Annotated in this window: 8 protein-coding genes; 6 read left to right on the forward strand and 2 right to left on the reverse strand. The window is 62.8% G+C overall.

Annotation, left to right across the window (positions count from 1 at the left end; genetic code table 11):
• Together VW23_RS07190 and VW23_RS07195 are read right to left on the reverse strand one after the other, a co-directional pair.
• Window positions 1–353: DUF2155 domain-containing protein (locus tag VW23_RS07190; RefSeq protein WP_244513436.1), on the reverse strand; the 353-nt coding region annotated here is incomplete at its 3' end.
• 186 nt (window positions 354–539) lie between these two features.
• Window positions 540–950, reverse strand: a complete 411-nt coding sequence (locus VW23_RS07195; RefSeq protein WP_069908907.1) for an NADH:ubiquinone oxidoreductase subunit NDUFA12 — start codon at window positions 948–950, stop codon at window positions 540–542.
• Between the two features lie 806 nt (window positions 951–1756).
• On the opposite strand from VW23_RS07195, the gene VW23_RS07200 reads away from it, so the two are divergent.
• From VW23_RS07200 to VW23_RS07225, 6 genes are all read left to right on the forward strand, one after another.
• On the forward strand, window positions 1757–5452 hold the full coding sequence (locus VW23_RS07200; RefSeq protein WP_069908900.1) for a vitamin B12-dependent ribonucleotide reductase: 3696 nt from the start codon (window positions 1757–1759) through the stop codon (window positions 5450–5452).
• 88 nt (window positions 5453–5540) lie between these two features.
• Complete coding sequence (locus tag VW23_RS07205) at window positions 5541–6611, forward strand: DUF5677 domain-containing protein (RefSeq protein ID WP_069908901.1); 1071 nt, start codon at window positions 5541–5543, stop codon at window positions 6609–6611.
• 111 nt (window positions 6612–6722) lie between these two features.
• Window positions 6723–7508 (forward strand): S1 family peptidase, encoded by a 786-nt coding sequence (locus tag VW23_RS07210; protein ID WP_069908902.1) that lies wholly within the window; start codon window positions 6723–6725, stop codon window positions 7506–7508.
• A 627-nt stretch (window positions 7509–8135) separates the two neighbouring features.
• Window positions 8136–9065: an aldo/keto reductase gene (locus VW23_RS07215; protein WP_069908903.1), complete on the forward strand. Its 930-nt coding sequence runs from the start codon at window positions 8136–8138 to the stop codon at window positions 9063–9065.
• 161 nt (window positions 9066–9226) lie between these two features.
• Window positions 9227–11302, forward strand: coding sequence for a mechanosensitive ion channel family protein (locus VW23_RS07220; protein ID WP_069908904.1), 2076 nt, complete (start codon window positions 9227–9229; stop codon window positions 11300–11302).
• 609 nt (window positions 11303–11911) lie between these two features.
• Window positions 11912–12265, forward strand: coding sequence for a DUF1344 domain-containing protein (locus tag VW23_RS07225; RefSeq protein WP_069908905.1), 354 nt, complete (start codon window positions 11912–11914; stop codon window positions 12263–12265).
• Window positions 12266–12357 lie beyond the last annotated feature (92 nt).

Genomic DNA, 12357 nt, shown 5'->3' on the forward strand with positions numbered 1-12357 from the left:
TCTGAGCTCTGCTTACAGTCGAGCAGCCAGATGTCGTAGACCGCGTGGTCGATGGCGTTGAGGGCCGGGCTGTCGGCGAACATCCAGCCGGTGAAGATGCGGTCGATCGAGCCCTTGAGGCTGACCTGATCGACCTCGACGAACACGCTGGTGCGCTGCGTCTCGGTCGGGGGCCGGGTGTAGCAGGCGCGCGGGGTGATCTGCAGCGCCCCGAACTGCACCGTCTCATCGACATAGACATCGAAGGTGGTGATGCGGCCGGTGATCTTGTCGAGCCCGGAGAACTGGGCGACCGGATTGGCGATCGTCTCGGCCAGCACAGGCGTTGCCAGCGCTAGGCTGGCCGCCAACACGAACAATCTCGAAACGGCTGCGATCAAATCAAGGGCTCGACGCTGATAGTGCGATGAGGTTCATGTCAGACTGAGCCGAAAATGGGGACGGTCGAGAACCGGAGCGGAGCGTACCTTGCGGTACGTGTGCACCGGAAGCGGAGACCGTCGCCATTTGCAGGCCAGTATGGCGTGAAGATCGCCGCACTATTCCGGAGACCACGCATCATAGTCGCCGGTGACCCGGGGACGCTCGCCCTTGTTCAGCAGGCTGCCGTCCGGGCGGTAGGCCGCGGCGGTGCCAGTGAGGTTGGGCTGGTGCGGCAGCTGCCAGGAGCGGGCGGTGTAATCCTGCTCGGTAGGCGGGGTGTTGGTGCGGTAGTGCATCCAGCCATACCAGCCGGGCGGAATGGTGGTCGGCTCGGCGTAACCGCCGGCATAGACCACCATGCGGCGCTCGTAGCCGTTGGGGCCGGGCTTCGAGCCCTTCCTGGAGCGGTAGTAGCGGTTGCCGGTCTCGTCTTCGCCGACATACTCGCCTTGCGTCGCGATCCAGAGGCGCGTGCCCCAGGTGTTGCCCCGCCACCAGGCCAGGATCTCGATCAGGAAGTCCTTCATGCCGCCGTTCGCCATACCGTCTGAACCCGTCTCGAAAAGCCGTTCGCGGGGACAAATCGCCCGCCATTTTGTGCCTGTGGCTCTAACATGCCGGGGCGCACCCGCCTAGAGCAGGACTGCGCTTCGTTGAATCGCATTCCAGCTCCAGGTTCTTATCTGGTCGCGAGATCGAACCGGAAAAGTCTGCAACTTTTCCTGATCACGCTCCGGCACAAAGGCGAGCCCGTCCTGCCCTCTACCTATGGTGTGCCGACCGACCAGAGGGCGCTCTGTATGGTCGTCGATTTGTGACGGAAATAATGCGCTTGACAGGATTCGCACCGAAAACTGCCTCTCACTTAGCCCCGCCGGTTCACCTTCGCGCACTGCTCAAAGGTGGCGAAAGAGTGGTCGATTTCCCGGGGTTTAGGGCCAGTTCCGCCAGCGATCCGCAAGGTGGTGGTACCGAAAATTGACCTTCCGGCGCGTCGAATCGGGGTTGGAACTTTTCCCCGTAATCCACATATGAGATACTGGATTTAGCCGTCGGATCCGGGCAATGCCACTAGCAGTTGTATGTTGTGATCATGGCTCGGCATTGACCGACTCGAAGCATCGGACGCATCCTTTCGAGGTTGCGCCGGGCTTGTTCAGACGGCACGACGGACGACCGGGACCACGCGGCGGCGACAGTTCGCTGAAGGTCCCAAACGGGGCTCCTAGGCCGTTTTTCACGGTCAGTTAGACAGCGTCATACAAAGAGGCAGAAGCCGTCCTTGGCGGCTCGCGGGCTTTCCTGTCCGCTTTATTGGGGAATATATAGACAAATGCGCATCGAACGTCGGTTCACGAAAGCCAATGACAGCGCCTATGCGGGGATCGAATTCCGCTCGGTGACGAGCGAGATCAAGAACCCCGACGGCTCGATCGTGTTCAAGCTCGAGGGCATGCAGGTCCCCTCGACCTGGTCGCAGGTGGCGGCCGACATCATCGCGCAGAAATATTTCCGCAAGGCCGGCGTCGCCAAGATCCTGAAGCGCGTCGAAGAGAACGACGTGCCGAGCTGGCTGTGGCGTTCGGTCCCCGACGAGAAGGCGCTGGCCAAGCTCCCCGAAGCTGAGCGCTATGGTTCGGAAACCGACAGCCGCCAGGTGTTCGAGCGTCTCGCCGGCACCTGGACCTACTGGGGCTGGAAGGGCAAGTATTTTGCCACCGAGGAAGATGCGCGCGCCTTCTTCGACGAGCTCTGCTTCATGCTGGCCACGCAGCGGGTTGCCCCCAATTCCCCGCAGTGGTTCAACACGGGCCTGCACTGGGCCTATGGCATCGATGGCCCCGGCCAGGGTCACTTCTATGTCGACCCCTTCACCGGCAAGCTGACCTCGTCCAAATCGGCCTACGAGCATCCGCAGCCGCATGCCTGCTTCATCCAGTCGGTGACCGACGACCTCGTCAACGAGGGCGGCATCATGGACCTGTGGGTGCGCGAGGCGCGGCTGTTCAAATATGGCTCGGGCACCGGTTCGAACTTTTCCAAACTCCGCGGCGAGGGTGAGAAGCTCTCCGGCGGTGGCAGGTCCTCGGGCCTGATGAGCTTCCTCAAGATCGGCGACCGCGCCGCCGGCGCCATCAAGTCGGGCGGCACCACCCGTCGCGCCGCCAAGATGGTGGTGATCGATATCGATCACCCCGATATCGAGGACTACATCAACTGGAAGGTGAAGGAGGAGCAGAAGGTTGCCGCGCTCGTCACCGGCTCCAAGGTGGTGTCGAAGGCGCTGAAGGCCATCATGAAGGCCGCGGTGAACTGCGAAGGCACCGGCGACGACTGCTTCGACGTCAACAAGAACCCGGCGCTGAAGCGCGAAGTGAAGGCGGCGAAGAAGGCACTGGTGCCGGAGAATTACATCCAGCGCGTCATCCAGTTCGCCCGCCAGGGTTACACCGATATCGACTTCCCGGTTTACGACACCGACTGGGATAGCGAAGCCTACCTCACCGTATCAGGGCAGAACTCGAACAACTCCGTCCGCGTCACCGATGATTTCCTCAAGGCCGTCGAGACCGACGGCACGTGGGATTTGCTGAGCCGCACCAAGGCCGGCAAGGTGACCAAGACCGTCAAGGCGCGCGACCTGTGGGAACAGATCGGCTATGCCGCCTGGGCCTCGGCCGACCCCGGCATCCATTTCCACACCACCATCAACGAGTGGCACACCAGCCCGGAAGCCGGCGAGATCGTCGCTTCGAACCCGTGCTCGGAATACATGTTCCTCGATGACACGGCTTGCAACCTCGCCTCGGTGAACCTCCTCCCCTATCGCAACGCCGACTCGTCGTTCGATGTCGCGGCGTTCGAGCACACCACCCGCCTCTGGACCGTGGTGCTCGAAGTTTCGGTGATGATGGCGCAGTTCCCGTCGAAGGCCATTGCGGAACGCTCGTTCGTCTACCGCACGCTGGGTATCGGCTACGCCAATATCGGCGGCCTGCTGATGACCTCTGGCATTCCCTATGACTCGGCCCAGGGCCGCGCCATTGCCGGCGCCATCACCGCCGTGATGACCGGCGTCTCCTATGCCACGTCGGCCGAAATGGCCGGCGAGCTCGGCCCGTTCCAGGATTATCCGCGCAATTCCAAGCATATGCTGCGCGTCATCCGGAACCACCGGACCGCTGCCTATGGCAGGACTGATGGCTATGAGGGCCTCAGCATCAACCCGGTGGCGCTCGATCACGCCTCGATCGGCGACGATACGCTTTCGACCCGCGCCAAGGCGGTGTGGGACGATGCGCTGACGCTGGGCGCACGCCACGGCTACCGCAACGCGCAGGTCTCGGTGATTGCCCCGACCGGCACTATCGGCCTCGTGATGGATTGCGACACCACCGGCATCGAACCCGACTTCGCGCTGGTGAAGTTCAAGAAGCTCGCTGGTGGCGGCTACTTCAAGATCATCAACAACGCGGTGCCGCCGGCACTGCGCACCCTCGGCTATTCCGAAGCGCAGATCGCCGAGATCGAGGCCTATGCCGTCGGCCACGGCAACCTGAACCAGGCGCCGGGCATCAACCCCGGAACGCTTCGCGCCAAGGGTTTTACCGACGAGAAGATCGCCGCGCTCAACGCCGCGACCAAATCGGCCTTCGACATCAAGTTCATCTTCAACCAGTGGACGCTGGGCGCCGATTTCCTGAAGAGCCTCGGCGTTACCGACGCCCAACTCGGCGACATGACGTTCGATCTCCTCGCCTTCCTTGGCTTCTCCAAGAAGGACATCGAGGCTGCCAACATCCATGTCTGCGGCTCGATGACGCTTGAGGGCGCACCCTTCCTCAAGGACGAGCACCTGCCGGTGTTCGATTGCGCCAACCCCTGCGGCAAAACCGGCAAGCGCTTCCTGTCGGTCGAGAGCCACATCCTGATGATGGCGGCGGCGCAGCCGTTCATTTCGGGCGCTATCTCCAAGACCATCAACATGCCGAACGACGCGACCGTCGCCGACGCCAAGGAAGCCTACCAGCTCAGCTGGCGCCTGGCGCTCAAGGCCAACGCGCTCTATCGCGATGGTTCGAAGCTGAGCCAGCCGCTCAATTCCTCGCTGGTCGCCGATGAGGACGACGAGGAAGAAGATGCGGTCGAGCTGCTGAACGCGGCCAACCAGATGGCGCGCGTGCCGCAGATCACCGAGAAGATCGTCGAACGCATCATCGAGCGCGTGTCGCGCGAGCGCGAGAAGCTGCCGAACCGCCGTAAGGGCTATACCCAGAAGGCCAATATCGGCGGCCACAAGGTGTACCTGCGCACCGGCGAGTTCGACGACGGGCGCCTGGGCGAGATCTTCATCGACATGCACAAGGAAGGTGCTGCCTTCCGTGCCATGATGAACAACTTTGCCATCTCGATCTCGCTCGGCCTGCAGTATGGCGTGCCGCTCGACGAGTATGTCGAAGCCTTCACCTTCACCCGGTTCGAACCGGCCGGCATGGTGATGGGCAACGACCGGATCAAGAACGCCACCTCGATCCTCGACTACATCTTCCGCGAACTCGCCGTGTCCTATCTCGACCGCGAGGATCTAGCGCATGTCCACGCCGACAGCCCGACGGCGCTGTCGCAAAGCGGCGAAGGCCAGCGCCCTGCTCCGATCCCAGCGCAGAACCTCGTCTCCCGCGGCATGACCCGCGGCAAGGTGAAGGACCAGAACCTGATGCTGGTCTCCGGCGGCCTCACCGCCGCCCAGGCCTACAACCCCGTCGCCTCGATGCAGACCTCAACCGTCACGGCGCTGAAGGCCGCAACGGCGCTGAAGATCGAGACCAGCCCGACCGTGCTCAACGAAGCCGAACTGAACCCGATCCCCAGCCCGCCGACGCAGCAGGACGCGGGACAGCTCCGGGCCCAGGCGCTGATGCAGGGTTATACGGGGGATCAGTGCAGCAACTGTAACTCGATGCGGATGAAGGTGTCGGGGCACTGCATGGTTTGTGAGGACTGCGGGACGACGACTGGGTGCAGCTGAGAGCCGCCGACCGCGAAGACATGAAAAGGGGCGCTTTGGCGCCCCTTTTTTCAGGCCGCCTCAAACATCGACAGCACTAGGTTGTATCATGACCAAAGGTCCTTTCCTCCAGGAACTACAGTCGAAGATCGAGGACGCGCTGGAACCGTTACTGGCCGACCTCAGCGGTCAAACGCTCAAACGGACCATCAGCAAGATTCAACGCGAGGCGGTTCGATCGTCGTTAGCTGCCTACCGGAAATCGGCCCCCGCAATGCTTGAAGCCAGACGCAAGGGCGCGAGATCCTTTGAGGCACGCACTCTCCGTCGCTGGAAGCGGGCTATCGACCTCTTCGAAACAATCATCGTCATTGCAAGAGAACTGGGGAGCTACAACAACGATGAACTCCGTCCGAGCGCCGCTGATGAAGACGACTACATCTTCGACGCGCTAGCCCACCTCCACGCGAGGGGGGTGCTTATTGCCGAAGAGATAGCCTGCCTACTGCGCGGAGGGTTTCCGGATGCCGCTCTCGCTCGGTGGAGAGCTCTGCACGAGGTGAACGTCACCGCTGCCTTCATAGCCAAGCATGGAAATGACACAGCGCTCAACTATTTGGGAAGCTTCCATTTCAACGCTCGCCGCGCAGCGGCGCAGCTCAATCAGTACGCGGAACGCGCGGGCATCACGCCGTTCGATCACGACGATATTCAAAGCTTGGACGCCGCATGCCTCGGCGCCGAGCGCCAGATCGGTCGCGCGATTGGTCCGGACTACGATTGGGCGCGGCCAGCCATTCAGAAGGACAGGGTCACATTTGCCGATATTGAGTTCGACGTCGGGCTCGATCACTGGCGTCCGCGATACCGCTGGGCCTCGCAGCACAATCATTCCGGCTTTCGCCCGGCGGACAAGTTACTCGGAATGGTGGAGGCCGCCGAGTACATCTTCCTTACCGGAGCAAGCAATTCTGGCTTTGTCGACCCACTTGATATGACCGCAATATCACTAGTCCATCTCACATCGACATTTCTCCTATACAAGCCAAATGCAGACAGGGTCGTACATATCGAAACGCTTATGAAGATGCAGGAGAAATTGGGGCCACTCGCTCTTCGCATCGAGCGGACAACGCTAAATACTCATCGGAGAAAAAACCCAATGCAGCAAACGACGTAGGTGCCTAGCCAGCCTTGCGCAGCCACGGTGTGGCAGCACGACATATCTAGGATTTTCGATCTACAGACTCTATTTAGAGGTCGTTTGACTATGTATCTTCAGAGCTATGTAATGCCCATCTGCACGTATTCCACCAAGAGCGGCAATGCGACAATCGAGCGGCTGGTCGGCACCGCGTTTCTGATCTCCTCAGACGGTTTCTTTATTACTGCTAGTCATGTAGTCACCGAGGCACAGGCGATAGTAGAAGGCACGGCGAGCCGGATTGGAATCGTAGGAAAAGACGACAACGGAAAGTCCACTAAATCCATTGTTGCCCAACTTGAGTGGTACCACACGGCCCCTGAGCCCTACGACATAACGTTGGGACATTCAGCATATATGTCTGAGACGCCGTTCAGACTGTCTGACCGCGAAGTGAGCGTATGGCAGGACGTGGCAACATATGGATACCCTGTCAGCGCCATCGGTGGAGATATCTCTGGCCTTCGCCTAAATCTTCGTGCTCAGAAGGGTTATGTGCAGCGCACAACGGCACCGAGCGATATGCACATCGGAAATCATCCCAACGGCCTTGAACTGAGTTTTCTGGTGAGTCCTGGGCTGAGCGGCGCGCCGATCTTTATCAATCACAAGGACCACATGGAGGTAATCGCTGTTGCGGTCGCGTCTTACAAGACCGAAACAACCGAGGCAGAGCTAGTCGAAGTGTTGGATGATGGCGCGGAGTATCGCGAGAGGATCCTTCGCATCGAACAGTTCGGCTTTGCACACTCACTGGCGGGACTGAAAGGGTGGAAACACGACGGAATATCTCCGTTCGAGAGGTCGTCTCAAAATAGAGATGCCACCGGGGAACTCATCGGTGGCGTCGCCGCCAGCCTCCCAGAAGATTGACTGTCTCTCTCGGTTGTCACCGGTGGCGCGGCCACACACGCCCTCCGCGCGCCGCTAGACTGCCCCGGCTGGAGCGCGGCATCTGCTGAAAGCACTTATCCCCGCCCCTCTACCCTGTGCCATCCTCCCCTCGTCCGCTGAACCGAAGCGAGATCATGACGAGTGGTTGGTGTGGTGGAGGTTGGGTGCGTTGGCAGTCGTGTCGGCCCGGGCCCAAGTCGCAGCCCGTTGGGCCGTGGCCCTGTCCGGCTGCGGGCGCGCCGAAAGACACCGCCACGGACGGAGAGACCATCCCCCGGTCAACGACCATCTCCGCTCGGGGAGACGACCTGCCTGCCTCGAAACGTCCGGTGTGGCGACACACCGTGGATCTGGACCGAGGGGATAAGGTTCCGGGGCGGGCGAATGGCGCCGGGGAAGGCCCCACTCGGCAACCAGTCTCTTGTGGCTGCCGAGGGGCGAATGTCGCGCAGGTCCTTCGCTTCGCTCCCGTCCTCCGGGGCCACTTGGCCGCCGGACGCATCGGTGCGTCCCGGCTCGACGCACGACGAGCGTCGTATTGCCGACGCCAACCATGGCTTGTGATACACACCGTCTCCCACCCATCCGCCAGCACAGGCTCCCGCCATGAAGACCTTCACCGTCCCCCATACTGACGTCACCGCGTCGAGCGTTGTGCTGGGCCTGATGCGCATCGCCAAGATGAGCGACGCTGAGGTTCGCGCGCTCTACGACGCGGCCGTCGAGGTCGGCGTCACAATGATGGACCACGCTGATATCTATGGCGGTGCACCGCATGTCTGCGAGGCGCGGTTCGGCGACGCCCTGAAACTCCCGGCGTCCGACCGGGCGAAGATCCAGATCCAGAGCAAGGTCGGCATCCGCCGCGGCTATTTCGACTTTTCCTCCGAGCACATCCTGCAATCGGTCGATGGCTCGCTGAAGGCGCTGCGCACCGACTATCTCGACGTGCTGCTGCTGCACCGCCCCGATACGCTGGTCGAGCCCGACGATGTGGCAAAGGCCTTCGACACGCTCCACGCCAGCGGCAAAGTCCGCCATTTCGGCGTGTCGAACCACACGCCCGGCCAGATCGAGCTGCTAAAATCGGCGGTAAAGCAGCCGCTGCTGTTCAACCAGCTGCAGCTCTCGATCGCCCACGCCAACCTCTTCGCCCAGGGCGTCGCCGCCAACATGGGTGGGCTCGAGCAGTCGGTCTCCCGCGATATCGGGCTCCTCGACTATTCACGGCTCAAGGGCATGACGCTGCAGGCCTGGTCGCCGGTGCAGAAGGGCTTCTTCGAGGGCGTGTTCATCGGCGATCGCAAGGAATACGCCGAGCTCAACGACGTAATGGACGAGCTGGCCAAGAAATACGCCATCACCCCCATGGGCATCGCCATTGCCTGGATCACCCGGCACCCGGCCAACCTGCAGGTCGTCCTCGGCACCACCAAGCCCGGGCGCGTCCGCGAGAGCGCCGCCGGCTCGGACATCACTCTCACGCGCGAAGAATGGTACCGCCTGTTCCGCGCCGCCGGACACACCCTCCCGTAACCGGCACCGGGCGCGGAGTTTTGGATACTCGATGGCCACCGCGATCTCATCGGGTCGCTTGAGCGGCACGATGCCGCCAACTTATTTGTCTAATCGCACAGCACATTGCCTTTCGATTCCAAGGATCTGCCGCCCGGATCCGGACCAAGCGAGACCCACCCGTGAAGCAGCTGATTGCCGTTCTCTTTGTCATGCTGTCGATCGGCAGTGCCTATGCCCAGCAGGCCAAGCCGGCTCCGCCAACATCCTCAGACGCCGTCGATCGGCTCATCGTCGTGCTGGAGGATCCGGTGCTGCGGGAGCAACTGCTCGAGCATCTGCGCTCGACGCCGAGCGCGGCCGCACCGACGGCCGCCGGTGCGGAGGAGGCCGATAGTGGTGGAAGCGCCGGCCTGGTCGGCGCCTTGTACCGCTGGTCTGACGAGCTCGTCACCTCCCTGCCCACGGCCACCTTCGGCGTGCCGATCGATCGCAAGCTGGCGCAGGCCGGGACGCAGATCGGTAGCCGGGTGCAGAGCGGCGTCAGCAGTGGGCAGTTGCTGCAGTTCGTCGGCTGGGCCTTGCCTGGCCTCGTGATTGTTGCCGGGATCGGCATTGGCATCCGCCGGGTCACGCGCGGGCTGGTGCAGGCGACCAAGCCGGTGCGGAAGCGGAAGCTGGCGATGGGGTTGATGCTGAAGGTGGTGCTGGCGGCGGCGGCGCTGTTCGTGGTCGCTGTGCTGGTCAACTTCCTGCCGGTGCCGAAGTTGGCGAGTACCAGTTTCACCAGCCTCGCGGTCGGTATCCTCCTCGCCATGCTGACGGCGGAGCTTGCGACGTCGGCGCTGTCGGGCTTTGGCAGCGTGCGCAGCGTGCGGCTGATCCGCTATGGGCAGCACCGGTTCTATCCGTGGTGGCTGGCGGTCGCGAGCTTTGCGACCTTTGCGGCACTCAGCGCCGACCCGACGCTGCGGCAGGTGCTCGGCTGGTCGGCGGCCGACTTTGCCGGGCTGATCCTCAACTGCATCGCGGCGCTGATCATGCTGGGCTTCATCTCGCGCCACCGGATGGCGCTTGGCCGTCTGATCTTCGGCACCGCGGCGCGCGCCCCGGTTTCGGACAATCCGATCCGCAACGCCACCCGGCGCCTGGCGCGACACTGGCACCTTCTCGCCTATGGCTTTCTGATCCTCAGCATTTTCAGCCTCCTCGCCGGGCAGCGCGACAATGATGTGTTGAGCCAGATGCTGTGGTCGTTCGCCGCCGTGCTGGTCGGCATGGTGACCATCGCCGTCCTGCACCGGCTCACCACGCCCAAGTCGCCGCGCTACCGCTACGAACGCTATACGCTGCGCCAGATCCTTACCGGCAAGGTCCTAAAAATGCTGAGGGTAGCCGCCGACACGCTGACCCTCTTCGCCATGGCGATCACCATCGCCGGCATCTGGGGGTTCAACATCTGGGGCTGGCTGACCACGGATGGCCGCGTCATCGTCGGCCCACTGTTCGCCGTTGCCACCGTTGTCGCGGTGGCCTGGCTGATCTGGGTGACGCTCGATGCCTGGATCGCCACCACCCTGGCGCCCGACAAGGGCACCCGCCCGGGAGCCCAGCGCTCGAGCCGGCTGCAGACGCTGTTGCCGCTGATGCGCAATGGCGTGCTGATCCTGCTGGTGGTGCTGGGCGGCATTGCGGTGCTGGCCAATATCGGGGTCGACGTGACGCCGCTGATCGCCGGCGCCGGGGTGTTCGGCCTCGCCCTGAGCTTTGGTTCGCAGCAGTTGGTGCAGGACGTGATCACCGGCTTCTTCATCCTCGCTGAGGACACGATTGCGGTGGGCGATACCATCAGCACCGGCGATCGCACCGGGGTGGTCGAGAGCCTGTCGCTACGCAGCATGCGGCTGCGCGACAGCGATGGGGCGCTGCACTCGATTCCGTTCTCGACCGTCAAGGCGCTGAAGAACAGTTCGCGGAATTTTGGCGTGCTGCGGCCGCGCTTCACCGTGCCCAGCGGCACCGATCCGCTGGCGGTGATCGACGAGATGCGGACCGCTGCCACCGAGTTGCGGGCCGACCCGAAGTTCGCCAAAGCCATTACCAGCGACATGCATGACCTCGGGATCGACGAGATCAATGCCGGATCGGTGGTGGTGAGCGGCTCGCTCCGCACCAGCCCGGTGCGGCAGCCGGAAATTGCCCGAGCCTTCAACGGCCGGATGCTGGCCGGGCTCGCCGAGAAGGGGATACGGCTCTAGGTCATATCAAGAAGGGAAGTCCTTCGGCCTTGGATGCCCCAAGCCACCGGCTGTCACCCCAGCGAAAGCTCATCAGCGCTAAGTTGGATCGTGCCCCACCCACCGGGTCATTCCCGCGAAAGCGGGAACCTCTGTTTTCTTGACCTGCGGCACGATCGCAAACGGGGTTCCCCGCTTTCGCGGGGATGACACCGAGTTTGGGGGACCTGCAGAGCCTCGGGTCGCATACCCGGCGTCACCCCATTTGGCAGCTAAGGTGGCGTCCATCAAGCCAAACGAAGTCGCTAACTTAGCGCCTATGAGCGAAAGCTGGGACCCAACTATCGGCTGGTGCAGGTGGCGAGCGGACGAGGGCAAAGCCCTCGCCGCGGGGTCCCAGCTTTCGCTGGGATGACATCCCAGGTGGGGCGATTCCAGTGGTTCAGCTCAGGTGCAGTCCAGCCGTGAAACGCTATAGCGCGCGAGCCAGCCGGCCGAAGTCAGCCTTGCCAATCTTGCGCGGATGTAAGGTGGCGGACAGGGCGGCGTAAGGAGGCGGGCCCACGATCCTCGCGGCCGTCAGACAATGTCGACGATTGGTCGACCCGGCCGTAACCGATTGGAGTTGTCATGCGCAATCTCGTCCTCCCAGTGCTGCTCGTTGCCGCCCTTAGCGCCTCATCCGGGGTCATGGCTGCTGGCTACGGCAGCGGCGGCAACATGGTCGCCCCCGCCACCCCTGCCCCGGCTGCCCGCGTGCTCGCCCACGCGCTCGCCATGGCGACCCCGATACACCTCAAGACGGCCCGCGGCACCCTCAAGCTGATCGACGCCAAGGCGTGCACCGTCACGCTCAGCAGCAGGAACGTCTATCAGTTCGGACCCAAGTGCGACTTCTCCAGGCTCAAGGTCGGCGAGAGGGTGACGATCAGGTGGACCCCGAAGGGCAAGCTGCGCGACGCCACGCTGATCGCGGCCCGCTGACTCCCTGCGACTGAAAGCGGGCGGGAGACAGTTCGAGCAACGTCCTCCGCCCGCGCTTCCGGCCTCGCCGAGAAGGGCGTTCGGCTCTAAGA

This window comes from Devosia insulae DS-56, assembly GCF_000970465.2.
GTDB classification, from domain to species: Bacteria; Pseudomonadota; Alphaproteobacteria; order Rhizobiales; family Devosiaceae; genus Devosia_A; species Devosia_A insulae.